The sequence below is a fragment of the Telluria sp. RB2R28 genome, from assembly GCF_059685835.1.
The window spans coordinates 54,076-81,028 of record NZ_JCASIK010000003.1; the positions used below are offsets into that span (position 1 = coordinate 54,076).

At 63.2% G+C, this 26,953-nt stretch carries 23 protein-coding genes; 6 read left to right on the forward strand and 17 right to left on the reverse strand.

Features of this window, described 5'->3' with window-relative positions; translation table 11 throughout:
* Positions 1–14: 14 nt before the first annotated feature.
* The 3 genes from AC56LV_RS12510 to AC56LV_RS12520 are packed head-to-tail and all read right to left on the reverse strand — an operon-like array spanning position 15 to position 2,340.
* Positions 15–704, reverse strand: coding sequence for a type IV pilus inner membrane component PilO (locus AC56LV_RS12510; RefSeq protein ID WP_499558088.1), 690 nt, complete (start codon positions 702–704; stop codon positions 15–17).
* On the reverse strand, positions 701–1,318 hold the full coding sequence (locus tag AC56LV_RS12515; protein WP_499558090.1) for a PilN domain-containing protein: 618 nt from the start codon (positions 1,316–1,318) through the stop codon (positions 701–703). The genes AC56LV_RS12510 and AC56LV_RS12515 overlap by 4 nt, the downstream gene beginning before the upstream one ends.
* The gene (locus AC56LV_RS12520; RefSeq protein ID WP_499558092.1) at positions 1,318–2,340 is read right to left on the reverse strand and encodes a pilus assembly protein PilM; all 1,023 of its coding nucleotides are present in this window, start codon (positions 2,338–2,340) and stop codon (positions 1,318–1,320) included. The genes AC56LV_RS12515 and AC56LV_RS12520 overlap by 1 nt, the downstream gene beginning before the upstream one ends.
* A gap of 362 nt (positions 2,341–2,702) precedes the next feature.
* Between AC56LV_RS12520 and AC56LV_RS12525 the strand changes: the two genes are divergently transcribed.
* On the forward strand, positions 2,703–5,036 hold the full coding sequence (locus AC56LV_RS12525) for a penicillin-binding protein 1A (RefSeq protein ID WP_499558094.1): 2,334 nt from the start codon (positions 2,703–2,705) through the stop codon (positions 5,034–5,036).
* Positions 5,037–5,100: 64 nt separating this feature from the next.
* Here the strand turns inward: AC56LV_RS12525 and cyaY are convergent, their stop codons facing one another.
* Positions 5,101–5,430, reverse strand: a complete 330-nt coding sequence (gene cyaY, locus AC56LV_RS12530) for an iron donor protein CyaY (RefSeq protein ID WP_499558096.1) — start codon at positions 5,428–5,430, stop codon at positions 5,101–5,103.
* A 40-nt stretch (positions 5,431–5,470) separates the two neighbouring features.
* Here cyaY and lptM point away from each other — a divergent pair, with 40 nt between their 5' ends.
* Positions 5,471–5,653 (forward strand): LPS translocon maturation chaperone LptM, encoded by a 183-nt coding sequence (lptM, locus tag AC56LV_RS12535; protein WP_499558098.1) that lies wholly within the window; start codon positions 5,471–5,473, stop codon positions 5,651–5,653.
* Between the two features lie 29 nt (positions 5,654–5,682).
* Positions 5,683–6,960 carry a diaminopimelate decarboxylase gene (gene lysA, locus AC56LV_RS12540; protein WP_499558100.1) on the forward strand — a complete coding sequence of 426 codons (1,278 nt, stop codon included), beginning with the start codon at positions 5,683–5,685 and terminating at the stop codon, positions 6,958–6,960.
* 162 nt (positions 6,961–7,122) lie between these two features.
* Here the strand turns inward: lysA and msrQ are convergent, their stop codons facing one another.
* The 5 genes from msrQ to AC56LV_RS12565 all read right to left on the reverse strand — a co-directional run bounded on the left by msrQ (position 7,123) and on the right by AC56LV_RS12565 (position 12,902).
* A complete protein-coding gene (msrQ, locus tag AC56LV_RS12545; RefSeq protein WP_332530652.1) occupies positions 7,123–7,743 on the reverse strand; it encodes a protein-methionine-sulfoxide reductase heme-binding subunit MsrQ in 621 nt (206 codons plus the stop codon).
* Positions 7,743–8,720 carry a protein-methionine-sulfoxide reductase catalytic subunit MsrP gene (gene msrP / locus AC56LV_RS12550; protein WP_499558102.1) on the reverse strand — a complete coding sequence of 326 codons (978 nt, stop codon included), beginning with the start codon at positions 8,718–8,720 and terminating at the stop codon, positions 7,743–7,745. The genes msrQ and msrP overlap by 1 nt, the downstream gene beginning before the upstream one ends.
* A gap of 97 nt (positions 8,721–8,817) precedes the next feature.
* Positions 8,818–9,996, reverse strand: coding sequence for a c-type cytochrome biogenesis protein CcsB (ccsB, locus tag AC56LV_RS12555; protein WP_499558104.1), 1,179 nt, complete (start codon positions 9,994–9,996; stop codon positions 8,818–8,820).
* A 23-nt stretch (positions 9,997–10,019) separates the two neighbouring features.
* The gene (locus tag AC56LV_RS12560) at positions 10,020–12,119 is read right to left on the reverse strand and encodes a cytochrome c biogenesis protein ResB (protein ID WP_499558105.1); all 2,100 of its coding nucleotides are present in this window, start codon (positions 12,117–12,119) and stop codon (positions 10,020–10,022) included.
* A gap of 111 nt (positions 12,120–12,230) precedes the next feature.
* On the reverse strand, positions 12,231–12,902 hold the full coding sequence (locus AC56LV_RS12565; protein ID WP_499558106.1) for a c-type cytochrome: 672 nt from the start codon (positions 12,900–12,902) through the stop codon (positions 12,231–12,233).
* 151 nt (positions 12,903–13,053) lie between these two features.
* Here AC56LV_RS12565 and yihA point away from each other — a divergent pair, with 151 nt between their 5' ends.
* Positions 13,054–13,803: a ribosome biogenesis GTP-binding protein YihA/YsxC gene (gene yihA / locus AC56LV_RS12570; RefSeq protein WP_499558107.1), complete on the forward strand. Its 750-nt coding sequence runs from the start codon at positions 13,054–13,056 to the stop codon at positions 13,801–13,803.
* Between the two features lie 19 nt (positions 13,804–13,822).
* Positions 13,823–14,830, forward strand: coding sequence for a porphobilinogen synthase (hemB, locus tag AC56LV_RS12575; protein ID WP_499456452.1), 1,008 nt, complete (start codon positions 13,823–13,825; stop codon positions 14,828–14,830).
* A 216-nt stretch (positions 14,831–15,046) separates the two neighbouring features.
* Here the strand turns inward: hemB and AC56LV_RS12580 are convergent, their stop codons facing one another.
* The 5 genes from AC56LV_RS12580 to AC56LV_RS12600 all read right to left on the reverse strand — a co-directional run bounded on the left by AC56LV_RS12580 (position 15,047) and on the right by AC56LV_RS12600 (position 22,598).
* Positions 15,047–15,973 carry a hypothetical protein gene (locus AC56LV_RS12580; RefSeq protein ID WP_499558108.1) on the reverse strand — a complete coding sequence of 309 codons (927 nt, stop codon included), beginning with the start codon at positions 15,971–15,973 and terminating at the stop codon, positions 15,047–15,049.
* A gap of 140 nt (positions 15,974–16,113) precedes the next feature.
* Positions 16,114–19,221: an efflux RND transporter permease subunit gene (locus AC56LV_RS12585; protein WP_499558109.1), complete on the reverse strand. Its 3,108-nt coding sequence runs from the start codon at positions 19,219–19,221 to the stop codon at positions 16,114–16,116.
* Positions 19,218–20,387, reverse strand: a complete 1,170-nt coding sequence (locus AC56LV_RS12590; protein WP_499558111.1) for an efflux RND transporter periplasmic adaptor subunit — start codon at positions 20,385–20,387, stop codon at positions 19,218–19,220. Before AC56LV_RS12590 ends, AC56LV_RS12585 begins: the two co-directional genes overlap by 4 nt.
* 130 nt (positions 20,388–20,517) lie before the next feature.
* The gene (locus AC56LV_RS12595; protein ID WP_499558113.1) at positions 20,518–21,873 is read right to left on the reverse strand and encodes an ATP-binding protein; all 1,356 of its coding nucleotides are present in this window, start codon (positions 21,871–21,873) and stop codon (positions 20,518–20,520) included.
* Positions 21,870–22,598: a response regulator gene (locus AC56LV_RS12600; protein WP_183554216.1), complete on the reverse strand. Its 729-nt coding sequence runs from the start codon at positions 22,596–22,598 to the stop codon at positions 21,870–21,872. Before AC56LV_RS12600 ends, AC56LV_RS12595 begins: the two co-directional genes overlap by 4 nt.
* 196 nt (positions 22,599–22,794) lie before the next feature.
* Here AC56LV_RS12600 and AC56LV_RS12605 point away from each other — a divergent pair, with 196 nt between their 5' ends.
* Positions 22,795–23,328: a Spy/CpxP family protein refolding chaperone gene (locus AC56LV_RS12605; protein WP_499558115.1), complete on the forward strand. Its 534-nt coding sequence runs from the start codon at positions 22,795–22,797 to the stop codon at positions 23,326–23,328.
* Between the two features lie 42 nt (positions 23,329–23,370).
* Here the strand turns inward: AC56LV_RS12605 and dsbD are convergent, their stop codons facing one another.
* The 3 genes from dsbD to AC56LV_RS12620 form a co-directional block, all read right to left on the reverse strand.
* Positions 23,371–25,242 carry a protein-disulfide reductase DsbD gene (gene dsbD, locus AC56LV_RS12610; protein WP_499558117.1) on the reverse strand — a complete coding sequence of 624 codons (1,872 nt, stop codon included), beginning with the start codon at positions 25,240–25,242 and terminating at the stop codon, positions 23,371–23,373.
* Positions 25,243–25,367: 125 nt separating this feature from the next.
* Positions 25,368–25,763, reverse strand: a complete 396-nt coding sequence (gene rplQ, locus AC56LV_RS12615; protein ID WP_183554222.1) for a 50S ribosomal protein L17 — start codon at positions 25,761–25,763, stop codon at positions 25,368–25,370.
* Positions 25,764–25,898: 135 nt separating this feature from the next.
* Positions 25,899–26,876, reverse strand: a complete 978-nt coding sequence (locus tag AC56LV_RS12620) for a DNA-directed RNA polymerase subunit alpha (protein WP_159627930.1) — start codon at positions 26,874–26,876, stop codon at positions 25,899–25,901.
* Positions 26,877–26,953: the final 77 nt, after the last annotated feature.

The window sequence follows — 26,953 nt, forward strand, 5'->3', positions numbered from 1 at the left end:
GTGAGCTCGTATCATCACTTGCCTTTGCCTTTACCCTTGCCTTTGCCTTTGGCGGCCTTCTTCTCGGCCGCGCGCGCCGCGCGCTGGGCGATCAGTTCTTCCTGGTCGAGATAGCGGAAGGTCTTGGCGATCGCTTCCATCTCGAGGTTGCCTTCCTTGATGCTCACCAGCGACAGGTTGTTGAGCGTGACGATGCGCGGCAGGTTGGCCATGTCGGCGGCAAATGCGCCCATGTCGTGGTATTGCCCGCTCACCTTGATACTGATCGGCAGCTCGGCGTAGTAGTCGCGCACCACTTCCTGGCCCGGCTTGAACAGCTCGAACTGCAGGCCGCGGCCCACGCCCGCCTGGTTGATGTCCGACAGCAGCGCAGCCATTTCCGACTTGCTCGGCAACTGCTTCTCGAGGCGCACCACGTACTGGTCGACCTGCGCCTTCTGCGCCTTGAGCGCTTCGAGGTTGATCGCCTGCGCCATCTTGGTTTCGTACTCGCCGCGCAGCCGCACTTCTTCCTGCGCAAGGGTTTCCTGCTCGGCGAACTGGTCGCTCCAGTAGAAGTAGTAGCCCAGGCCAACCACCAGCGCCACCACGCCGGCCGCGCACAACAGGCGCGGCGCCAGCGGCCACTGGCCGGGCTGGCGGCCCTGCAGGTCTTCGAATTGCGCCGCGAGCTGGGCGAACTGCGCCTTGATATCGATGTTCATGATTTCCCCGGCGCGCCAGGTTTGGCTGCGGCGCCGTCTTCCGGCGCATCGCTGTTGCGGGCACGCTTGATCGATACGGCCAGCGTGAATTCCACCACCTTGCGCGCGCTCTTGCTCTGGGTGATGGTCGCGGCGCGCACTTCGGTCAGGTCGGGCTTTTCCAGCCATGCCGACTGGCTCGACAGGTTGCGCAGCAGTTCGGCGACGCGCTCCTGCGACTGGGCGGCGCCGGTCAGGATCACGCGCTGGCCATCCTGCTTGACGGTCTTGAGGTGCACGCCGTCGGGCGCCTGGCGCACCAGTTCGTCGAGCAGGTAGACGGGCTGGTTGCGGTCGCCCTGCAAGTCTTCGACCGCCTGCTGGCGTGCCTGCAGCGCGGCGATTTCTTCCTTGAGCGTCGTGATCTCGCCGATTTTCTTGTCGAGATCGGCGCTGGCCTGCTTGAGCACCTCATTACGCTCGTTCTGGACCGAAATCTGGCTGGCGTTGTAGCCGCCCACCAGCAGCACGATGCCGGCGCCGACCAGGCCACCAAGCGCCATCAGCGCCACGAACGCCGATTGCTTCTGCTTGCGTTTTGCCTCGCGGTGAGGCAACAGGTTAATGCGGATCATCAGCCGAACCTCCGCAAGGCCAGGCCGCAGGCGACCAGGTAGGCCGGCGCTTCCTGGCGCAGCTGGTGTTCACGCACGCCGGGGCCGAACGCCATATTGTCGAACGGCGACGCCAGGCTGGTGGCGATGCGGGTGCGGCCAGCCACGATCTCCATGATGCCCGGCAGCAGCGCGCAGCCGCCAGCCAGGTAAATCCGGTCGATCCGCGTGTACGGCGTCGAGGTGTAGAAGAACTGGATCGCGCGCGTGACTTCCAGCGCCGCGTTCTCCAGGAATGGCGCGAGCAGGTCGGCGCGGTAGTTTTCCGGCAGGTCGCCTGCCTTCTTGCGCGTTTCGGCTTCCTCGAACGCCATGCCATAGGCGCGCACGATGTCCTGGGTGAGCGTGTTGCCGCCGAACGGCTGCTCGCGCTCGTAGACTGCTTCGCCATTGAACAGCACCGACACGTGGGTGGCCTGGGCGCCGATCTGGAACAGCGCCACGATCTGGTCGCGCATCAGGCCGGCAGCGTTTTCCAGCGCACTGCGCGCGGCGTACGATTCGATGTCCATCACGGTCGCCAGCAGACCCGCGCCTTCGGCGATGGCGATCCGGTCCTCGACTTTTTCGCGGCGGGCAGCGGCCAGCATCACTTCCATGTCGTCCGGCGAATTGGGCGCCGGGCCGATCACGTCGAAGTCGAGGCTGACTTCATCGAGGGCGAACGGAATGTACTGGCTGGCTTCGGACTCGACCTGCACTTCGAGCTGGTCTTCCGACAAACCGGCCGGCAGGATAATTTTCTTGGTGATCACGGCAGCCGGCGGCATGCCCAGCGCGACGTGTTTGGCACGTGTGCCGCTCTTTTTCCAGACCCGGCGCACCGCGTCGGCCACCTGGTCCATGTTTTCGATATTGCCATCGACCACGGCGCCGCGCGGCAGTGCTTCGGTCGCATAGCGCTCGAGACGCACGAGTCCCTTGCCGGCATCGGCCAGCTCGACCAGGCGAACGCCGGACGTGCTGATATCGAGCCCGATCATTGGCGGACTCGACTTTCCAAACAAGGAACCCAGATTGATCACCAAAACACTCCTTGACACCGATTGGGGCAGAATCTGGCTGTAGACGCCCTTGCAAGGGTCGTTGTCGTTAACCAAACACCTGTTATTTTCTTATAAAAATCCGATACTTACGTGAAAGCACCGTCTCGGATCGTAGCAATAAAGGATGATGCCGGACAAGATATTTCTACTCGGGAACATCAGAATGCGGGGCATGCGCACCACACTTTGCCGATTCGTTGCCAGCTAAATATTGCTCTGTGGTTCGATTAAGCTCGGGCCAGTATCGGGTGCCAAACTGCTGTCTTATAATGAGGCGGATCAACAAAGCGAAAGTCAGCATGAAAGAGAAACAGGCAGCACCTTCTTCCTCCTCGAAGTTCAGCCCCAAGCGCCTGATCCTCATCGCATTCGCCAGCCTGTTCGGCCTGGGTGCGATTGGCGTACTCGTGCTCGTGTTCGCCCTGGCCATGGCGTACCCGAACCTGCCGGCGCTGGACACGATCACCGATTACCGGCCCAAGATGCCACTGCGGATCTTTACGGCCGATAACGTCCTGATCGGCGAATTCGGCGAAGAACGCCGCACGCTGGTCCACTTCAAGGACATCCCCGATGTCATGAAAAAGGCCGTGCTGTCGATCGAAGACGACCGCTTCTATGAACACAGCGGCATCGATTACCTGGGCATCATGCGCGCGGCCTTCCGCAACGCCACAGGCGGCGCGCGCCAGGGCGCCTCGACCATCACCCAGCAGGTGGCGCGCAACTTCTTCCTGTCGTCGGAACAGACCTTCAAGCGCAAGGCATATGAAGCGATGCTGGCCTGGAAGATCGAGAAGAACCTGTCCAAGGACCAGATCCTCGAGCTGTACATGAACCAGATCTACCTGGGCCAGCGCGCCTTCGGCTTCCAGTCGGCGGCCCAGATCTATTTCGGCAAGGACCTGCGCGACATCACCGTGGCCGAAGCGGCCATGCTGGCTGGCCTGCCGAAAGCCCCGTCGGCCTACAACCCCGTGGTCAATCCGACCCGCGCCAGGACGCGCCAGCAGTACATCCTGGTGCGCATGCACCAGCTGGGCTATATCAGCGACGCGCAGTTCGCCCAGGCCAAGGTCGAACCGCTCAAGATCAAGACCGACAGCGCCGCCTTCGGCGTGCACGCCGAATACGTGGCCGAAATGGCGCGCCAGCTGGTGTACGAGCAGTTCAAGGAAGACACCTACACGCGCGGCCTGAACGTGTTTACCACCATCACCAAGGCCGACCAGGACGCGGCCTACCTGGCACTGCGCCGCGGCGTGATGGACTACGAACGCCGCCGCGCCTATCGTGGCCCGGAATCGTTCATCGACCTGCCATCTGGCAGGGCGGCAGCAGACGAAGCGATCGAAGCCGAGCTGGCCGAGCATCCGGACAGCGACAACATCATCGCGGCCGTCGTGCTGCAGGCGTCGAGCACGCAGGTGCAGGCAGCGATCGCATCGGGCGAGACGATTACGCTGTCGGGCCCGGGCCTGGCGTTTGCCAAAGCCTGGCTGTCGGACAAGGCTGCGCCGAACCGGCGCGTGCGCCGCGGCGCCGTGATCCGCGTGATGCAGGACGACGAATCGAAGTGGCTCATCACGCAGATGCCCGAAGTGGAATCGGCCTTTGTGGCGGCCAATACCGAAGACGGCGCAATCCGCGCGCTGGTGGGTGGCTTCGACTTCAACCGCAACAAGTTCAACCACGTGACGCAAGCGTGGCGCCAGCCAGGTTCGTCGTTCAAGCCGTTCATCTATTCGGCCTCGCTCGAGCGCGGCCTGTCGCCAGCCACCATCATCAACGATGCGCCGATCAGTTTCGATGCCGGCCAGACCGGTGGCCAGGCGTGGGAACCGAAGAACTACGACAGCAAGTACGACGGTCCGATGACGATGCGGCGCGGTCTGATGCAGTCGAAGAACATGATCTCGATCCGCATCCTGAACAAGATCGGCGCGCGCTACGGCCAGGAATACGCGGCCCGTTTCGGTTTTGACCCAGAGCGCAATCCGGCCTACCTGACGCTGGCACTGGGCGCCGGCGCGACCAATCCGCTGCAGATGGCCGGCGCCTACGCGGTGTTCGCCAATGGCGGCTACCGCGTCAGCCCGTACCTGATCTCGAAGGTCACCGACAGCGATGGCAAGGTGCTGTCCGAAGCACGGCCGGCGCGCGCGGGTGATGAAGCGAACCGCGTGATCGATGCGCGCAACGCCTTCCTGATGGACAGCATGCTCAAGGACGTGGTCCGCCACGGCACCGCGAACAAGGCGATGGCCCTGAAGCGCACCGACCTGGCCGGCAAGACGGGTACCACCAACGACTCGATCGACGCGTGGTTCGCCGGCTACCAGCCAAAGCTGGTGGGCATTGCCTGGATGGGCTACGACAAGCCGCGCAACCTGGGTGCGCGCGAAACCGGTGGCGGCCTGGCCCTGCCGATCTGGATCGGCTACATGCAAAAGGCGCTGAAGGACCAGCCGATGGTTGAACGCGAAGTGCCGGCTGGCCTGGTGCAGTACGGGTCCGAGTACTACTACGCCGAGACGCCGCCGGGCAGTGGCGTCGAAGCGCTCGACGTCGGCCAGCCGCCGCCGGCGCAGCAACAGCAGGAACGTGACGCGGTGAGGAACGAGTTGTTCTGATCACGCGGGTATGAAACGACAAAGGCGGCCAACTGGCCGCCTTTGTTTTTAGTGCGAGATCGCGTTACACCAAGTTGACTGGTGCCCCGCCCTGCTCGCTCGCATAGCGCCCGAGCGCCGCAAAGAACTCGCTGTCGTCGCGTGTGTTACGCCACTCGTCACCCACGCGCTTGTAGTGGTAGCCGCCCGAGCGGGCCGCCAGCCACATCTCTTGCAGAGGGGCCTGGCTGTTGATGATGATCTTGGTGCCGTTGTCAATGAACTCGATTTCGAGCACGTTGCCACTGCGCTTGCACTCGACGTCGACGACATCTTCGTCGTTCAGGCGGTCGAAGGCGGTTTCGATCCGTTTCAGGGTCAGGTCGGCCAGGTCCAAAAATTCGGTTTCGGTCATGCTACACTCCAAATCTGCTAATCAAACCCTGATTCTAATCGTGAAGTCCTCCCTCGCGCTTCCTTTCGGCGCTGCGCTGCTCGCCGGAGCCCTTGCCGGCTGCGGCCAGACCGGCCCGCTGTACATGCCCAACCCGCCCGCCAGGCCCGTGCCGGTCGTCGTCGACCAGCCAGCCCAGCCCGTCCCGTCGAACAACGCGTCCACCCCGGCGCCATACCGCTAACCGTCCGCTTCCACCTTCGCTTTTACCTTATGCCCCACTTCCTGTACCAGAACGACGTGCTGCACGCCGAAGGCGTTTCCCTGTCCGCCATCGCCGACGAATTCGGCACGCCGACCTATGTCTATTCCAAGGCCACGCTGCTCGACAACTTCAACGCCTACCAGGATGCCTGCGCCGGCCGCGACGCACTGGTCTGCTATGCGATGAAGGCCAACTCGAACCTCGCCGTGCTCGACCTGCTGGCGCGCCAGGGTGCGGGTTTCGACATCGTCTCGGGCGGTGAACTGCTGCGCGTGATCGCTGCCGGCGGCGACCCGGGCAAGACCATTTTCTCGGGCGTGGGCAAGACCGAGGCCGAGATGACGCTGGCGCTGGAAAAAGGCATCTTGTGCTTCAACGTGGAATCGATCCCCGAACTGCACCGCCTGAACGCCGTGGCCGGCAAACTCGGCATGCGTGCGCCGGTCTCGCTGCGCGTGAATCCGAACGTGGACGCCAAGACCCACCCGTACATCGCCACCGGCCTGAAGGCCAATAAATTCGGCGTGGCCTTCGACGAAGCGCTCGACACCTACCGCGCGGCCGCCGCACTGCCGCACCTGGACGTGGTCGGCATCGACTGCCATATCGGCTCGCAGCTGCTGGACGACGCGCCGCTGCTCGAGGCGCTCGACAAGCTGATCGACCTGATCGACACGCTGCACGCCGAAGGCATCCACCTGCACCACTTGGACATCGGCGGCGGCATCGGCGTCGACTACGGCGTGGCCGGCGATGCGCCACCAGTGCCGGTGGGCGACTACCTGGGCCGCCTGTTCGCGCGCATCGACGCCTGGCGTGCGGCAAAGTACGACGGCCAGCCGCTCAAGGTGATCTTCGAGCCGGGCCGCTCGATTGTCGCCGAGGCCGGCGTGCTGCTCACGCGCGTGGAATACCTGAAACCAGGCGCCGAGAAGAACTTCTGCATCGTCGACGCCGCGATGAACGACATGATGCGCCCGACGCTGTACGGGGCCTGGATGGGCCTGCAGGCAGTGACGCAGCGCGAGAGCGCAGCATTGATGTGGGATGTCGTGGGACCGATCTGCGAATCGGGCGACTGGCTGGCGCGCGAGCGCGAGCTGGCACTGGAACCGGGCGACCTGCTGGCCATGATGACGGCCGGCGCCTACGGCATGACGATGGCGTCGAACTACAACACGCGCGGCCGCGCAGCCGAAGTGATCGTCGACGGCGACACCATCCACCTGGTACGCCGCCGCGAAACACCGACCGAGACCTTCGCGCTCGAGACGCTCATCAAGTAAAAAAAGCGGGGTCAGGTCTGACATTCGGACACGACCTCAGCTTTAGCCAGCTCCAATCTTTCCTGCCAGCAGTAGCATCGCGCGGTACCAGCTAGTTCCGACCAAAAGACTGTCGAGGTCGTGTCCGAATGTCAGACCTGACCCCAGCTTTTCACTTGGTGCTCAGGCCCGCACGGCCTGTTGCTTGCGCCTGAAGTGCCAGAACACCCGCAACCCGAGGAGCAGCGCAATGATCGAACCGAAGATGATCGGTCTGGCGAAATCGTTCTTGCCCTCTTTCATCCACCAGAAGTGCAGGATCGACAGTGGTGCGATCACGTAGATCAGGCGGTGCAGCCATTGCCAGCGCTTGCCGCCCAGGCGCTTGATCATCGCATTGGTCGACGTCGCCGCCAGCGGGATGAGCAGCACGAAGGCGATGAAGCCGACCAGGATGAACGGCCGCTTGATGACGTCGGCCAGCATCGCCGGCACGTCGAAGAAGTGGTCGAACCACAGGAATGCCGTGAAGTGCACGAATGCGTAGAAAAACATGAACAGGCCGATCATGCGGCGCAGCTTGACGAGCCAGTTCCAGCCGGTCAGGCGCCGCAGCGGCGTCACCGCCAGCGTGATGCACAGGAAGTACAGCGCCCATTCGCCGCTGCCCTTGGTGATCGCCGCCAGCGGATCCGAAAAGCTCCCGCTGGCGGTGCCCCAGACCAGGCGCGCGAAGGGAATCAGCGCCAGCACAAACACCAGCGCCTTGACCCACCCGACCTGTTTGCTGTTCAACCCTGCCATCAGAAATAACGCTTCAGATCCAGGCCGGTATACAGCGACGACACCTGGTCGTAGCCATTGAACATCAGGGTCTTGCGTTTCGGTGCAAACAGGCCCGATTCACCGATGCGGCGCTCGCTGGCCTGCGACCAGCGCGGGTGGTCCACGTTCGGATTCACGTTCGAGAAGAAGCCGTATTCGCGCGGCGCCATGTCGTTCCACGCGGTCTTGGGCTGGCGTGAGAGCAGGCGAATGCGCACCAGGGACTTGGCCGACTTGAAACCGTACTTCCATGGCACGACCAGGCGCACCGGCGCGCCGTTCTGGTTCGGCAGCACCTGGCCATACATGCCCATCGTGAGCATCGTCAGCGGGTGCATGGCTTCGTCGATGCGCAAGCCCTCGACGTACGGCCAGTCCAGCACGCCACTACGCAGGCCTGGCATCTGCTTGGGATCGGCCAGCGTCGTGAATTCGACGAACTTAGCGTTGCCGGTCGGTTCCACCTGCTTGAGCAGGTTCGACAGCGAATAGCCGATCCACGGAATGACCATCGACCAGCCTTCGACGCAGCGCAGGCGGTACACGCGCTCCTCGAGCGGCGCGAGTTTCAGCAGGCTGTCGATATCGAGCGTGAGCGGCTTCTTGACCTCGCCCTCGATGCGCACGGTCCATGGCCGGGTGCGCAGCGTGTGCGCGTTTTCGGCAGGATCGCCCTTGTCGAGGCCAAACTCGTAGAAATTGTTGTAGCCGGCAGCGTCCTTGAACGGGGTCTGCTTTTCGTCGGTCGACAGTGCCACATTGGCGCGCGCCGCGAGCTTCTGGCCGGCGGTTTGGGCAAAGGCTTCGCGGTTGGCCATCTCCCAGACGCCGCTGCCAACAGCGGCCGTGGCGGCCATGCGGGTGATGAATTCACGCCGGCCGGTATAGATCTCTTGCGGCGTAATTTCGGATGGATACGGAAGATCAAGTCCGTTGGGATTGCGTTTGAAGAGCATGGCTGGCCTCGCGAGCTTGGGAAGCTTCACATTACACGAAGTTTCCTTAAGCCTGCGTTATACGGCCCACACTACCGGGTCAGTACCCGTGCCTTCTTTACAGCTCGCCGTACGAGTGCAGACCCGACAGGAACATATTTACGCCCAGGAAGGCGAACGTGGTCACCAGCAAGCCGACCACTGCCCACCAAGCCGCAACCCGGCCGCGCAGGCCGGTCATCAAGCGCATGTGCAGCCACGCCGCGTAGTTCAGCCACACGATCAGCGCCCACGTCTCTTTCGGGTCCCACGACCAGTAGCCGCCCCACGCTTCAGCGGCCCACAGCGCGCCGAGAATGGTGGCGACGGTGAAGAACGCGAAACCGACCGAAATCGACTTGTACATCACGTCGTCGAGCACCTCGAGCGAAGGCAGACGGTCGGCCAGCATGCCGTGCGACTTGAGCAGGTAGGCCGATGCGACCATCGCGGCCAGCGCAAACGTGCCGTAACCGATGAAGTTGGCCGGCACGTGGATTTTCATCCACCAGCTCTGCAGCGCCGGCACGAGCGGCTGGATCTGGGCGGCGTCGCGCGAGACCGTGTACCACAGCAGGAAGCCGACGGCAGCGCCGATGATCAGCATCACGAACGGACCCAGCTGGCGCGTGGCGTAGTGTTCTTCGTAATACAGGTGGAACAGCGCGGTGATGAGGGCGAACAGGATGAACACTTCGTACAGGTTCGACACCGGGATATGGCCGACGTCCGGGCCGATCAGGTACGACTCGTACCAGCGCACCATCATGCCGACCGCGCCGATCACGACCGCGGCCCAGCACAGCGCCGCGCCCACGCCGCCGCCGAACTTGCCGCGGCTTAACAGGCCAACCCAATAGAACACGGTCGAGAACACGAACAGCGCGCTCATCCAAAGGATGGCCGACTGGCTCGACAACATGTACTTCAGGAAGAATTTTTGCTCGGCAGCGGCGAGGTTACCGTCATACAGCGCGATCGCACCCAGCGACAGCACGGCCACCAGTGGCAGCAGCCAGCGCATCGGTTTCCAGTACCAGCCCAGCACGGCAAACACGGGCGCCGTGCACACCAGGATCACCTCTTCATAGATGTCCATGAAGTGGCCGTACCGGTTCAGCGCGAACAGCGCGGCGGCGCACAGGGCGAGCGCGTACAGCCAGTCGGCCGGGCCCAGGCGGCGGAAATAGCCCGGCGCCTCCTGGTATTGATCGGTCGAGCGCGCCGGGGCGCCAGTCTTGGGTTGTGACAGTTCCATTGTTTTCTCCAGGCCCGCGCAGCTTACGCCGGTTGTGGCAGCTTTACAGACAAGTCTTCGTACTCACGCTCGAAATCGAGCGTCTTGCGTTGCGTGCTCATCGCCATCAACGCCTCGGCGCCAGCCTCCGGGTTACCGGGCACGTCGCGCACCCAGATCCAGACACGCCGCTCGCGAATGTAAAACATCGCGAACACGCCCAGCACGAGCAGGACACAGCCGAAGTAGACCACGTTCTTGCCCGGCGAGCGCGTCAATTGCAGCACCGAGGCCTTCACTTCGGTGAAATCGTCGAGCTGCAGATACACCGGCGCACCGTACAGATAACTGTCCGACAACGCATTGGTGGCCAGTTGCAGGAAGCGGCCATTGGCGTCCGTTGGCGCGGCCGCGGCGTCGCCGTGTTTTTCGCGCGCCACTTGCCACAGCTCCCACAGGGTGCCGTTAAGCATCTTCATGAAGATGCCGGCTGCTTTCTCCTGCTCGGCCTGCGGAATCTTTTCCAGGAACTGGGCCACACCGACAAAGCCGCCGCGACCGTCGCCGCCGGCAAAGATGCCCAGCGTGCGCGCCGCCGACTCCTGCAACTGGCCAGCCAGCGCGCTCCCTTGGTCGCCACCCAATGCCCGCGCGGCATAGCGGCGCGCCGCCACGGCGCGTGCTTCGGGATCGGCCAGCGCCGCGCGCAGGCGCATCCAGTCGCCCACGCCGTAGCGTTCATCGACGGGAATGCGCAGGAAGCTGAAGCTCTCCGACGGGTTCGCGCGCACACCGGCCAGATAGACTTGCGCGCCATCGAGCGTCATCGGCTGCATGTAGTTCATGAATTCGCGCGCCTGGCCGCTGGCGTCGCGCAGCTTGTATTGCACGCTGGGGCCGACGTTCTTGAGGTCTTTCGTGGCGTCCGGATTGGCAGCCGCGCCCGAGGCCTTGCCCAGCGTGGCGGCGAACTGTTCGTTGAACGTTTTGCCCTTGCTCACCGCGCGCACGTCATTGCCCTGGCTGATGTTTTCGACGTTGAACGGACGGAAACCCGACCACTCGACCGCATAGGTATCGCCACCGATTTTCAGTTCAGTGGCGCTGTTGACTTCGCCTTCGATCGGGAAACTGGCGCTGGTGGCGCCGTTCATCGGATACCCCGTCAGCCGCAGTTTGCTGCCGCCATCGTCAAAGCTCGACTGGTAGACGGCAATGCCCTTGTAGATCAGCGGATGATTGACCTTGATGGTCGATTCGAACGTGTGGCCGGTTTCCAGGTCGCGCACGACCACGTCGCTGGCAAACAGTTTCGGCATACCGGTCGAATAAAACTCGATATGGAATTTCTTGAGCTGCAGCGAGAACGGCAGCTCCTGCACCAGCACGCCCGTCGGCTGATTCAGGATCGCGGTGCGGCTGGCCTGCCCTTCGGCAATGGCGGTATTGCCACGGAAGGTCGGGTTGCCCGTGCCCAGGCGGTGCTGGGCCGGAATGTCGGCGATCACGCCGCTGCCGGTGAACGGCGTCTTGTTGAACAGCCACTGCTGGATACGCACCGGCAGGTCGGAGTCGAGCGTGCCGCCCACCAGGATCACGATGATCGACGAGTGCGCGAAGATGTAGCCGAACTTGTTGCCCGCGCCCTTCTTGGCCGTGACCAGCGTGCCGCCATCCTTCTCGACGATTTTCGTGGCGTAGCCGGCGTGGCGCAGGCGCAGTGCGCTCTGCTCGGCCAGCGCGTTTTTGGCCAGCGGCGCCTGCCATTCGAGCTTGTGATGGAAGTTGCGCAGCGAATCGAAGCGCACGTTCTCGCGCCAGCTGCGCATGTCGCGCATCATTTTCGGCGCGTTGCGGATCAAGCACAGCCCGGTGGACATGACCAGCACGACCAGGATCACGAGGAACCACCAGCTGGAATACACGCTGTACAGGCCGAACTTGTTGAAAATCTCGAACCAGAACGGACCGAACTGGTTGACGTAATTCGACATCGGCTCAGCCTGCTTGAGCACGGTGCCGATGATCGACGAGATGGAGATGATGGTGAGAAGACTGATCGCAAACCGCATCGATGAGATCAGTTCGACCGCCTCGGCCAGACCACGGCGGCGGGTGTTCAGTTCAATTCCGGTGGTGCTCATGCTTTACAACTTTCTTCCTGCGCGGCGAGTAGCCGCTTGCAGGAAGGGGGTCAGCCCGTTGCTGCCGCCCTTCCTGCGTTCAATGTTGCTTATGCGAGATCGTAGAGTCTCTTAGCGCAAGCCGGCGATATAGTCGGCCACCGCGCGCATTTCAGCCGTCGACATGCGCTGCGAGAGCGTGGTCATTTGCGGGCTGTTGGCGCGGGTGCCACTCTTGAATGCTTCGAGCTGGGCAGTCGTGTAATCCTGATGCTGGCCCGCAAGGCGCGGATATTGGGCGGGGATGCCGCTGGCGTTGGCGCCATGACAGCTGGCACAGGCTGCCACGCCCCGCTCGGCGATGCCGCCGCGATAGATCTTGCGGCCCAGTTCAACGGTGTCCTTGTTCTTGGCCGCACCGGGCTTGTGCGCCTGCGCCATTAACCAGGCCGCGATGTCTTTCTTCTCGGCGTCGGTGAGCATCTTTGCGTAGGTCGTCATGATCGGCTGCTGGCGGTTCGGGGTCGTGAAATCGACCAGTTGCTTGTGCGTGTAGCTGGCAAACTGGCCCGACAGCTTGGGGTTGGCAACGATGGATGAATTGCCCGCCGCACCGTGACACGAAGCGCACGATGGCAGGCCACGCGCGGGATCGCCCGCATCGTACAGCGCGCCGCCCCGGGCCGGATCGGCCTTGACTGCGGGCGCTGCAGTGGGCGCCGCCGCTGTCGCCGCCGGGAGTCCCCCGAAAACAGTTAGTGTGACCAACAGTGTTTTGAGCAGGGGGGACGACAAGCGGTTCATACTAGCACCTTGAAAAAGTCAATAATTGAAGGTTCAGTGCAGCGCCCTGATTGCTTGGGCCATGGGGCTGGCAGGCAGCAATCAACCCCTTATTGTACAATAGCTTTGTTTCTCAAACGCCATTTCGTAGTCCTCTTACCCTCTTCCCCCCATGTCCAGATTATGGCAAGCCCGGTTCTTTACGACCGTGAATCAGTTGCGCGACCTCCCCGACACCAATGTGCCGGAAATCGCCTTCGCCGGGCGCTCCAACGCCGGCAAATCCACAGCCATCAATATCCTCACGAACCAGAAGGGTCTGGCGTTCGCGTCCAAGACGCCGGGTCGTACGCAGCACATCAATTACTTCTCGATCGGCGGCGCCCACGTGGGCCAGCACCGCAAGGATGCGGTCCGGGTCGATGAAATCGAAGCGCTGCTGGTCGACTTGCCGGGCTACGGCTACGCCGAAGTGTCGGGCACGGCCAAGCTGCACTGGCAAAAGCTGCTGGGCGACTACGTCCAGCGCCGCGACCAGCTCGCTGCGCTCATCCTGATCATGGATTCGCGCCGTCCGTTCACCGACCTCGACGTCCAGATGCTCGAATGGTTCGCCCCTACCGGCAAGCCGATCCACTGCATCCTGACCAAAGCCGATAAGCTCAACCGCAACGAATCGACCAATGCCCTGCGCGAAGCGCGCGGCGTGCTCGAAAGCTATGTCGATGAAGATGGCGTCGGCTTCCCGTTCACGGTGCAGCTGTTCTCGGCGCTCAAGCGCATCGGTATCGAAGAAGCCGATGCCAAGATCCTGGCGCTGGCCGGGCTGGACGGCGTTGCCGGCGAGTACGAGGGTGACGAAGAACAAGAGCACGACGAATCTGGCGCGCCGTCGGCGGACGACGATCAAACCTCCGCCTGATCCTGCAAGGAGCCACTCGATGAGCATCATCACTTCCGCCTATCCGGCGGCCCGGCCGCGCCGCATGCGCCGCGACCCGTTCTCCCGCGCCATGATGCGCGAGAACACGATTACCGCATCCGACCTGATCTATCCCGTGTTCGTGCTGGAAGGCCAGAACGTGCGCCAGGAAGTCGGCTCTATGCCGGGCGTGGCCCGCGTCTCGCTCGACCTCCTGCTGAAAGTGGCCGAAGAATGCGTCGCGCTCGGGATTCCCGCGCTGGCCCTGTTCCCGCTGGTGGACCAGTCAGTGAAGACCTATGACGGCATCGAAGCAACGAACCCGGACGGGCTGGTGCCGCGCGTGGTCCGCGAGCTCAAGCGCAACTTCCCCGAACTGGGCATCATCACCGACATCGCGCTCGACCCGTACACGACCCACGGCCAGGACGGCCTGCCGGACGAGAACGGCTATATCGTCAATGAAAAGACGATCGAGATGCTGGTCAAGCAAGCACTCACCCACGCCGACGCCGGCGTGGACATCGTGGCGCCATCGGACATGATGGACGGGCGCATCGGCGCGATCCGCACCGCGTTCGAGGCGCAGGGCCATATCCATACGCGCATCATGGCGTACTCGGCCAAGTATGCGTCGGCATTCTATGGGCCGTTCCGCGATGCGGTCGGCTCTTCGGCCAATCTTGGCAAGGCCGACAAGAACACCTACCAGATGGATCCGGCTAATAGCGACGAAGCACTGCGCGAAGTGGCGCTGGATCTGGCCGAAGGCGCCGACATGGTGATGGTCAAGCCAGGCATGCCCTATCTGGACATCGTGCGCCGCGTAAAGGATGAGTTCAGGGTGCCGACGTTTGCCTACCAGGTCAGCGGCGAATACGCGATGCTCAAGGCAGCCGCGCTCAATGGCTGGCTGGACCATGACAAGGTCATGATGGAATCGATGATGGCGTTCAAGCGCGCCGGGGCCGATGGGGTGCTGACGTACTTCGCGCTGGATATTGCCCGGAAATTGAAGGCAGGTTAACCGCCCGCACATCCAACAAAAAACCGTGCCATGGCACGGTTTTTTTACGACAAAGCTGGGGTCAGGTCTGACATTCGGACACGAGCTCAGCCTTTTCCACATCTAACGGTGTCTTGCCCAGTATCGGCATGGCCCGGTGCAAGCTAGTCCTGACTGCCAGACTGTCGAGGCCGTGTCCGAATGTCAGACCTGACCCCGGCTTTTTTGCCACATTCATCACCCTCCCGGCGGTGGGCGGTATTCCGGGAACATTTCTTTGTACAAGAACTCGGTCAGGCGCGCTTCGTCTGCTGGGCGGGCGCTGAGCTTGACCACGCGGCCCAGGCGGTGCGAATCCCATTCGAAGTCGCCGTTCTTTTCCTTGCGGATCAGTTCGATCATTTTCTTGATGACGGCCGTTTCGATGTCGCGTGCGCTGCCCTGCTCCACCGTGACTGCCGTCAGCCAGCGGCGCTTGAAGCTCGGGTTCCAGCCGCGGAACTTCAGGTCCATCGTGTTGAACGTCTTGTTCGATATCGAGAAGATGCCACCCGACTCGTTGCTGTCGTCGCGGCCGCGGCCGTTGATTGCGGCGATGTTGGCCAGCGCGTTGCGGTTGCCGCGCACGGCGTCGCTTTCCGGCGTTTCAACTTCGCTGCCGGTCGGTGCACCGCGGCGCTCGCGCTGGGCTTTGACGTAGGCTGCCATGTCCATGTCGGGCGGGACTTCGGTCTTTGGCTGCGGCGGCTGGGGTGGTGGTGGCCTGCGCTCGACCGGCTTTTCGTCGGGAATCGTGATCGTGTCGGGCAGGCGCTTGACGATGACGCGCTCCGGCGGCGTCGGCCGCGGCGTTTCGCGCCGGGGTGTTGGTTTCGGCGCCGGCTTGGGCTTTTGCTCGCGCTGCGCCTTGGTCGGCTGCTGCAGCGGCTGGACAAAGAAGACGTCAGTTTCGCGGTCCGATGCCGGACGCGCTGTCTTTTGCTCCTTTTCAGGCGGCTTGAAGATGAAAATCGCGAGCAGCAGCAAGTGCAGCACGATCGTGCCGATCAGGCCGCCGCGCTTGGAGCCCTCGCGCTCGTAATGCGGCCCCGGACGTACCAGTGGCTGTCCGCAGTGGGAGCAAACTTCGCTGTCCTGATCGTAGGAGTGGGGATGGTCACGCAAGGTAGATCGGTATCCTGGAAGCGACGTCTAAAAAAACAGCAGAGGGGGCAGTCTAACCGTTTTAGAGTACCAACGCATCACGCCAGCGAGCGGACTGCACCGCTGCTGGCGTTGATGGTTGTTACCAAATGTTTCCAGGATTAAGCATGCTGGGCAACCGGGACATCGTCGGCCTTCGCGAGTTGATCGTCCGTCATCGGTCCCGTGCCGCTGAAGCGGTCCAGGTACAGGTAGATGACCGGCGTGATGTACAGCGTGATGACTTGCGAGAAGATCAAGCCGCCACACACCGCCAGGCCCAGCGGCTGGCGCAGCTCGGCGCCGGCGCCGATGCCCAGCGCAATCGGCAGCGCGCCCATCAGCGCGGCCAGCGTCGTCATCAGGATCGGCCGGAAACGCAGGATGCAGGCTTCGCGGATCGCCTCTTGCGGGCTCATGCCGAGGGTGCGCTGCGCATCGAGTGCGAAGTCGATCATCATGATGGCGTTCTTCTTGACGATACCGATCAGCATCAGGATGCCGATCATCGCGATCAGCGTCAGGTCCTTGTCGAAGATCCACAGTGTCAACAGCGCGCCCACCGCTGCCGATGGCAGGCCGGCCAGGATGGTCAGCGGGTGGATATAGCTTTCGTACAGCACGCCCAGCAGCACGTAGATGACGCCGATGGCCGTCAGGATCAGGACCAGCTGGCTCGACTGCGTGTCCTGGAACACGGCCGCGTCACCGCCATAGGTCGCAATGACCGAGGCCGGCAGCTTCATCTGCGTGCTCATCTGTTCAATGGCGGCGGTGGCATCGCCCAGCGGCACGCCCGGCGCCAGGTTGAACGACAGCGTGATCGCCTGCAATTGCCCCTGATGATTCACTTGTAGCGGACCGACCGTGCGGCGCACCGTGGCCACGCTCGACAGTTTCACCAGATCGCCCGACTTGCTGCGCACCGACACGCGCGAGAGCGCTTCATCGTAATAACGGTCGCTCGCCGCCGCTTCCAGGATCACGTAATAGCTGGCGGCGGTGGAATAGATGGTCGAGACCTGGCGTTCGCCGAACGAGGCATACATCACGGTGCGGATATCGTCCATCTCCAGACCCAGCAGCGCGGCCTTGTCGCGATTGATGTCGATGGTTGCCTGCAGGGCCTTGTTCTGCGAATCGCTGTTGACGTCGCGAAAGCGCGCATCCTGGCGCATGCCTTCCAGGAAGCGCTCGGCCCAGCTGCCGATCTCGCCGCCCGAGACGCTTTGCAGCGTGTATTGATAGCGCGCCTTGCTCTGGCGCCCGCCCAGTTGCAGGTTTTGCAGGGGCGACATGAACACCTGCACGCCCGGCACGGCGCGCGTGGCCTTGCGCAACTCGTCGATCACCAGGTCAATCCGTGGCCGTTCGCTGCGCGGTTTGAGCACCAGGAACATGCGGCCAGTGTTGCCGCCCCCGGTAAACGAGGTCGTATCCTGCACATACGGATTGGCGCGAACGATGTCGACCACCTTGCTCTGAAGTTCAGCCAGCGCGGCGGACGACGTGTCTTCGGACGTTTCGACGTTGACGCGGATCTGGCCGATGTCTTCTTCCGGGAAAAAGCCTTTGGGCATAGTCATGTACAGCACCGCGGTCAGTACAAACGTTCCCAGCGCCATCATCAGGACCAGGAAGCGGTAGCGCAGCGCCATGTCGAGCGTACGGCCGTAGCCGTTGCGCACATTGGTGAACATGGCTTCGAAGCGGCGACCGATCCACGACATGTCCTTCGGGTCGACGTGGCCGCCATCCTTGAGCAGGCGCGAGCACATCATCGGCACCAGCGTGAGCGACACGACGGCCGAGACCATCACGGCCAGGCCGACGATGACGGCAAATTCGCGGAACAGCAGACCAATCACGCCCGGCATGAAGAAGATCGGAATGAACACGGCCACCAGCGAAATCGAGATCGAGATGATGGTAAAGCCCATCTCGCGCGCGCCGACGAGCGACGCTTGCATCGGCTTCTTGCCCATCTCCATGTGGCGCACAATGTTTTCCAGCACCACGATCGCATCGTCGACCACCAGGCCGACGGCCAGCGTGATGCCCAGCAGCGAAATATTGTCGAGGCTATAGCCGAACCAGTACAGCAGCGAAAGCGCGCCCAGCAGCGAAATCGGCACCGTCACCGCCGGAATGAAGGTGGCGGCCGCGCGGTGCAGGAACAAAAAGATCACCAGGATCACGAGCATCACGGTGCCCAGCAGGGTCAGGTTGACGTCGTGGATGGCTTCACGGATCGACAGCGAGCGGTCGCTGACCAGCTCGATCTTGATCGAGGCCGGCAATTGCCCCTCGAAACGCGGGATCAGCGCGCGCACGGCGTCGACCACTTCGACGGTGTTGGCGTTGGGCTGGCGTTGCACCATCAGCGAAATCGAGCGCTGGCCGTTCAGGCTGCCCATTGCCTTGACCGACTGGTAGCTGTCCTGGACGTCGGCAATGTCTCTCAGGCGCACCGGGAGCCCATCGCGCGTGGCGATGATCAGGCTGGCGAAGTCGGCCGCTTTCATGAGCTGGCCGCCGCCCTGAATCGTCAGCGCCTGGGTCGGACCATCAAGAATGCCCAGCGGGGTGTTCGAGTTCGCTGCGCGCAGCGCTGCCGCCAGTTCGTCCATCGAAATATTGCGCGCGTTCATCAGGTCGGACTTGGCGCGCACCCGCACCGCGAAACGCTTGCCGCCGTTGATCGACACTTGCGAGACGCCCTGTACGGTCGAAATCGCCGGCGAGATCAGGTTTTCGGCGTAATCGTTCAGGTCTGACAAATCCATCGACGGCGAGGTCAGGTGCATGAACAGGATCGGGGCGTCGGCCGGGTTGACCTTGCGGTAGGCCGGCAGTTCCGTCATCTCGAGCGGCAACCGGCGCTGCGCGACCAGCAGGGCGGCCTGGACATCGACTGCTGCCTTGTCGACATCAATCTCGGTGTCGAATTCGAGCGTGATATTGGTGTCGCCCTGGGTGCTGTTCGAGGTGATCAGCTTGATGCCGGCAATGGTCGAGAACTGTTTCTCGAGCGGCAGCGCGACCGACGAAGCCATCGTCTCCGGGCTGGCGCCGGGCAGGTTGGCCGAGACATTGATGACCGGGGTGTTGTAGCTCGGCAGCGCGGCGACCGGGATCTTCATGTACGACAGGATGCCGACCAGCACCAGGCTGATCGACAGCAGCACCACCATCACCGGCCGGCGGATACACAGTTCGGACAGGTTCATGCCTGCTCACCCTGCTTCGGTTGCGGCGCCACGGCTGGCTTGGCGGCTTGCGCAAGACGCACGCTGGCGCCCGGACGCAGGTTCTGCTTGCCTTCGGTGATCACTTGCTCGGCGCCGCTCAGGCCCGTCACGACCGCATGGTCGCCAAATGCATAGACGCGCTTGACCGGCACCTGGCGCGCGGCATTGCCGTCGCCCAGCACGTACACGAACGTGCCGCTGGTGGCCGTGATGATGGCCGTTTGCGGGATCACGAGGGCGTCCTTGAGCGTTTGCACGACCACGCGCGCGGTGACGTACTGGCCGGGCCACAGGTTCGTGTCACGGTTGCTGAATTCGCCTTTGACGCGAATGGTGCCGGCCTGCGCATCGACGGCATTGTCGATGAAGCTCAGGCGGCCGGCGACCGGCTTGGCGTCAGCGCCGCTGTTGACGAGCACATCGACATTGCCCGCTTTCTGGGCGCCGAGCAGCGCGCCGACGGCAGATTCCGGCAGCGTGAACGAGACATTGATGGGGTCGAGCTGCGTGATCGAGGTCAGCAACGTCGTCATCTGCACCAGCGCGCCCGGATGGATGTCGATGGCGCCGACCCGGCCCGACATCGGCGCGCGGATCGATGTATAGCTGGCGCTGACCTGGGTGGCGCGCATCGCGGCCTGGTTGGATTGCACCAGCGCACGCTGGGCTTGCACCTGGCTGAGCAAGGAGTCGAGCGCGCTCTGGGCCAGGAAGTTCTGTGACACCAGCTCCTGGCTGCGCTTGTACTGGCGGTCGAGGTCGGCCAGCGTGGCGCGGTCGCGCGCCACCTGCGCTTCGGCGCGCGCGACATTGGCCTGGTCGGCGCGGTCGTCGAGCGAGAACATCAATTCGCCTTCCTTGACGAACTGGCCTTCGCGGATATGGACTTTGCGGATGGTGGCGACGGTCTGCGGATGCAGGTTCACGGTGCGCAGTGGGGTGACGGTGCCATTGGCAAACAGTTCGACGCCGACATCGCGCCGCTCGGGCTTGACCACATTGACGGTCACCGGTGCCTGGCCGCCGCCCTGACCTTTGGCGCCCGGCGCCTCCGCCTTGGCCTCATGGCCCTGATTGAAGTACCAGCCGCCGCCGACGACCAGCGCCGCCACGACGGCGATGACGCCGACATTCTTCTTGTTCATGCTTGTCCCTTGCCGCCAGTGCCGACGGCTCTGTCAGTGATGCTGCTTGGTGATCCTGCTTGTTGATGTGGCCATTGCGCGCGCGCATTGTCCCACACTGTCGTTACGGCTTTATTTTGCTTGTTGGTTTTTATTTGTTCGGGTAATACGTGGGCAGCATCAGCGTCACTTCCAACCCGCCTTCCGGATGGTTGGCCAGGCTGATGCTGCCGCCATGCTGCTCCGTGATATTGCGTGCGATCGTCAGGCCCAAACCCGTGCCGCCCGACTCGCGCGAGCGCGATGTCTCCACGCGGTAGAACGGATCGAACACGCGCACCAGCTCGCTGCGCGGGATGCCCGGCCCGCTGTCGCGGATGCGGATGCGCGCGGTGCCGTTGGCGCGGTCGACGCAGACGCGCGCATCGCGCCCGTACTTGACAGCGTTGTCGATCAGGTTGACCAGGCAGCGGCGCATGTCGATCGGCCGGCCCAGCACCGCGATCGAGGCCTTGCCGGCCAGCGTCACGGTCTGGCCGGCATCGGTCGCATCGGCGCACACGGCCTCGAGCAGCGAATCGAGATCGAGCATCTGCATCGTCTCGGTCGTGTCCATGCTGCGCGCCAGCACCAGGCCTTCGCGCACCATTTCCTGCATCGCGGACAGGTCGCCGATCAGGCGGTCCTGCAATTCGGTGTCCCCCACCTTCTCGAGCCGCAAGCGCATGCGCGTGAGCGGCGTCTGCAGGTCGTGCGTGATCGCGGCAAGCATCTGCGTGCGCTGGAAGATGTACTGGCGGATGCGCGCCTGCATCGCATTGAAGGCGGCGCTGGCCTGGCGGATCTCGATCGCGCCGACCAGGTCGAGCGGCGGGCGGTTGATGTCCTGGCCCAGGTCTTGCGCGGCTTGCGCGAGCTGCTTGAACGGACGCGTGGTCATGCGCGCCACGAAGTAGGCCAGCACCGCGATACTGATCAGGAACATGCCGACGATGATGCTCGTGTCGACATCCTCAACGGAAAAGCGCGGCGGCAGCACCGACAGTTGCAGCTCGGCACCATCGCGCAGCCGCACGTCGATCGATTCGCAGGCGCCCTCCCACTTCATGCTCAGCAAGCCGTACATCACGGGCTGCGATTGCACGACGCCGCAGGCAGCCGGGCGCGTGCTGCGTGACGTGACGACGTAACCTTTGCCCAGACGCTTGGCCAGCGAAGCGGCGAAGGGCGTCAGAGGCGCCGCTTGTGGCGGCATGTCGCCCACCTGGAGCTGCAGGCCCGGACGATTGGCGACATCGAGGTAGATCGAGCGGGCCGATGCCGGCACGATCTCGGTGGCCATGATCAGCTGCTCGGCGCGTTCGAGCACGTGCGCATCGCGCTGGTTTTCAAAGTCGCGCAGGCGCTGGTAATCGGCCGCCAGTTGCGTCAGCGCGGCCGAGGTCACAATACCCAGCAGCAGCGTGAGGAACACGCGCCCGGTCATCGACCCGAAGAACACTTTCACGCCGCCGGCTCCACGGTGACCTGGCCGGCCAGCACGTAGCCGCCGTTGCGCACGGTCTTGATAATCTGCGGCATGCGCGCGTCTTCGCCGAGCTTCTGGCGCAGGCGGCTGATCTGGATGTCGATCGAGCGGTCGAATGGATCGGCGTCGCGGCCCTGCGTGAGGTTGAGCAACTGGTCGCGATTGAGCACGCGGTTCGGGTGTTCGAGGAACACGCGCAGCAGGCGGAACTCGGCGCCCGAGAGCATGATGACGATGCCGTCCGGGTTGAGCAGGTGGCGCGCGGTCAGGTCCAGCGTCCAGCCAGAGAAGCGCATCTGCTGCACGTTCTCGGATGGCGTGTTCGACGGCATCGCGTGCGAGCGGCGCAGCACGCTGCGGATGCGCGCCAGCAGCTCGCGCGGCTCGAACGGTTTCGGCAGGTAGTCGTCGGCGCCCATTTCCAGGCCCAGGATGCGGTCGAGCGGTTCGTTGCGGGCGGTGAGCATGATGACGGGCAGGCTCGAGGTGGCGCGCAGCTTGCGGCACAGCGTCAGGCCGTCGTCGCCGGGCATGTTCAGGTCGAGCACGATGAGGTCGGGACGCGTTTCGTCGAGCGTCTTCCACATCGCGGTGCCGTCGGCGGCGCCGAGCGTCCGGTAGCTGTTGGACTCGAGGTAGTCGGCCAGCAGCGTGCGAATGTCGCGGTCGTCGTCGACGATCAGAATCGTAGAGGGATTATCCATAACCGCAATTATCCGAATTTATGACAACCCCGGCGGAAGTATTTGTATCGCTGTGTATATGCCGACAGGCGCGAAACATATGGATACAAAGTGCCCGGCAGGGGAAATCCCATGGTTACAGTTTTGACCCAGGATGGGTCCTGTGCAGCGAGCGTTTCGGATGCACTTCACCAGACTCTCACACAAAGGAACTACCATGAACACCCTTCGCAAACACCTCGTGATCGCTTTCACCGCTGCCGGCCTGTTCGGCGCCACTGTCGGTGCCCAGGCCCAGAGCACTGCCCCGGCCGAGGGCCGCCATGCATCGACGTTAACGGCTGAACAACGCCTGGCCAAGAAGGCCGAGTGGCAAGCCAAGGCAGGCGAGCGTCACGCAAAGATGGCGCAGAAGCGCGCCGAGCATCAGGCCAGGCTGCAGGCATCGCTGAATCTGACGGCCCAGCAAAAGCCGGCCTGGGATGCATTCGTCGCCAGCCGCGCACCGGTAAAACATGGTGAGCGTGCCGGCCGTGGCGACCGCGCTGCCTGGGCCAGCCTGAGCGCGCCGCAGCGCATGGAAAAGCAGATCGCGCTGCAGAAACAGCGCACCGCGCGCATGGAGTCGCGCCTCACCGCCCTGAACAGCTTCTACGCGGTGCTCACGCCAGAGCAGCGCAAGACGTTCGATGCGCAGGCCCAGCACCGCAAGGGCGGGCGTCATCAGCAACATCATCGTGCCAACGCATAATCCATTGCGTCATTCAACGCCGGCGGCCCGCGCCGCCGGCGTTCATTTGTCCAGACGTTCCAGCGACGTCGAAAACTTCTCTGCATTCTGGTAGCCGATCACGCGGCTATCGGCAATCTCCTTGCCTTGATCGTCAAACAGGATGATTCCCGGCGGCCCGAACAGGCCGAAGCGCTTGAGCATCGCCTTGTCGGCCGCATCGTTGGCGGTCACGTCGACCTGCAGCAGCGCGGTATTGGCCAGCTTGGCCTGTACTTTCGGATCGACGAACGTAAACTTCTCCATCTCCTTGCACGACACGCACCAGTCCGCATAAAAGTCGAGCATGACGGTCTTGCCGGCATTGGCGGCCAGTGCGGCGTCGAGCTGGTCGACTGTCTTGATGCGGGTGAACACCAGCCCGTGATGCTGCGGCGTGCCGCTCAGGTGCGCCAGGGGTGCGAATGCGTCGCGCCCGCCGCTGGCTACGCCCACCAGCTGCATGCCGCCCATCAGCGCGAACGCGGCGCCAAAGGCCATTGACGCCCAGTGGCGCGTGTGACGCAGCAGATAAAAACCATAACCCAGGAGCAGCGCGGCCCACAGCAGCATCTGCGCGACCGACGGGATGACGGGCGAAACCAGCCAGATCGCCATCGCCAGCATCAGGACGCCAAACAGGCGCTTGACGGACTCCATCCACGCACCCACGCGCGGCAACAGCGAGCCGGCCGACACGCCCACCAGCAACAGCGGAATGCTCATGCCCACCGCCATCGAGAACAGCGCCGCGCCGCCCAGGAACACGTCGCGCGTCTGGCTGATGTAGACGAGCGCGCCGGCCAGCGGCGCGGCCACGCAGGGGCCGACGATCAGTGCCGAGATGGCGCCCATCGCGAACACGCCGGCCAGCTTGCCGGACTGCTGGCGGTTCGACACATTGCTCAGACTGGTCTGCAATGCGCCCGGAAGTTGTAACTGATAGAAACCGAACATCGACAGCGACATCGCCACGATCAGCAGTGCGAAGGTGCCCAGCACCCAAGGATTCTGCAATGCTGCGGCCAGGCCTTCACCAGCCAGGCCCGCGGCCACGCCCAGCAGCGTGTAGACGATCGCCATGCCCAGCGAGTACGTCACCGACAGCAGGAAGCCGCGCGCACGGCTGACGTTCTTGCCTTCGCCCACGATGATCGACGACAGGATCGGGACCATCGGCAGCACGCATGGCGTGAACGCCAGGCCCAGGCCCAGCAGGATGAATGCGGGGACGATGGCCAGCAGGCTGCCGCCGCCGAGGAGGCCGGCGATGTTGGAGAGGTCGGATTGTGCTGCTGGTGCTGGTGCTACTGCGGCGGCTGGCGGGGTGGCGGCGGCGGCTGGCGCGGTCGGTGCGCTCTCGGCCATTGGGGTGGATGACAGCGGTGTCGACATGCGGCCCTGCGCGACTGCGGCGCCGATTGGCAGCGCCGGTGCGGCGGCGCCGCCCTCCCCTGCGCTCAGGCTCGCCGTGTGATCCTGCGGCGGGTAGCACAGGCCGGCGTCGGCGCAGCCCTGGCCCGTGGCCGTCAACGTGAACGCGCCGTCGCCCTCGACCGGGATGCGGATCGTCAGTGTTCCCTTGTAGGTTTCCACGTCCTTCTCGAACGTCTGGTCATACTTCACGGTGCCCGGCGGGATTGCCGGCGCGCCCAGCTTGACCGCCGGGTTGCTCGACTTGAAGGCGAAGCGCTCGCGGTACATGTAGTACTTTGGCGCGATCGTGTACGTGACTTCGGCCGTCTGCGGATCGGCCATGCGTGCTTCGAACTTGAAGGCGATGGCAGGATCGAGAAATTCCTCGGCGGCGCGGCCTGGCGCGGTGGCGAACAGCGTGAAGAAGGCAAACAGCGTCAGGCAGGCAGCAAGCCAGTGCCGTGCAGGGAATCGGGGCATGGAGGTCGAGTCAGTTGTAATAAGGCACGGGCATGGTACACCGGCTGTCCAGGACGCGCAGAGGAGGCTCGATCGACAGGCGAAAAAAAACCAGGCCGAAGCCTGGTCTTTTCAATGACAGTCGATTACTCGGCGGTCGGTGCTTCTTCTTCCGAAGTCACTTCTGGACGATCCAGCAGTTCAACGTAAGCCATTGGTGCATTGTCGCCAACGCGGAAACCCATCTTCAGGATACGCAGGTAGCCGCCGTTGCGGTTTGCGTAGCGTGGACCCAGCTCAGCGAACAGCTTCAGGACCATTTCGCGGTCGCGCAGGCGAGCGAAGGCCAGGCGCTTGTTTGCCAGGGTGTCGGTCTTGCCCAGGGTCAGGATCGGTTCGATGACGCGACGCAGTTCCTTGGCTTTTGGGACGGTGGTCTTGATGGCTTCATGACGCAGCAGCGAAACAGTCATGTTGCGCAGCATTGCCAGACGGTGGGACGAGGTACGATTCAGCTTACGAAGGCCGTGACGGTGACGCATGGTAATTCCTTTCGGGTGTTTTCAATGCCAGTTCTTCGATCGTTCGTGCCTTGATTACAAGGCACGTCCGCGGACCGGTTCGGGTTAAATCCGCCTGGACAACGCGTCCGGGCGGGGTGCGACAAAAAACGTGGATTACTTTTCCAGACCGGCAGGTGGCCAGTTCTCGAGCTTCATGCCCAGGGTCAAGCCACGCGAAGCAAGGACTTCCTTGATTTCGTTGAGCGACTTGCGGCCCAGGTTTGGCGTCTTGAGCAGTTCGTTTTCCGAACGCTGGATCAGGTCGCCGATGTAGTAGATGTTTTCTGCTTTCAGGCAGTTGGCCGAGCGGACGGTCAGTTCCAGGTCGTCGACTGGGCGCAGCAGGATCGGATCAACCAGCGGTGCGCGCGATGGCGCTTCCGCGGCGGCTTCGGTGCCTTCCAGAGCAGCGAACACGTTCAGCTGATCGACCAGAACGCGGGCCGACTGGCGGATCGCTTCTTCTGGCGTGATGACGCCGTTCGTTTCGATGTTGATGATCAGCTTGTCCAGGTCGGTACGCTGTTCGACACGTGCCGATTCAACAGCGTACGAGACGCGGCGCACTGGCGAGAACGATGCGTCGAGGATGATGCGGCCGATGGTCTTGTTGGTGTCTTCCGACAGACGACGGACGTTACCTGGCACATAGCCACGGCCTTTTTCGACCTTGATCTGCATGTCCAGCTTGCCACCGGCGGTCAGGTGAGCAATCACGTGATCCGGGTTGACCAGCTCGACGTCGTGCGGCAGGTCGATGTCCGATGCCAGAACGGCGCCTTCGCCTTCCTTCTTCAGGGTCAGGTTGACCGAATCACGGTTGTGGACTTTGAAGACCACGCCCTTCAGGTTCAGCAGCAGGTCGACGACGTCTTCCTGAACGCCATCGAGCGACGAGTATTCATGCACGACACCAGCGATCGTCACTTCGGTCGGCGCGTAGCCAACCATCGACGACAGCAGCACGCGACGCAGTGCGTTGCCGAGGGTGTGGCCATAGCCACGCTCGAACGGCTCCATCACGACTTTCGCGTGGCCGGCGCCCAGTGCTTCGACGTCGATGATACGTGGCTTCAACAAACTATTTTGCATGAACGTAGTCCTTTTCAATACCCTCGGCTCGTTACACCGATAAGGCTGATGGCTTGATGGAAAACGCCTGCCGGAGC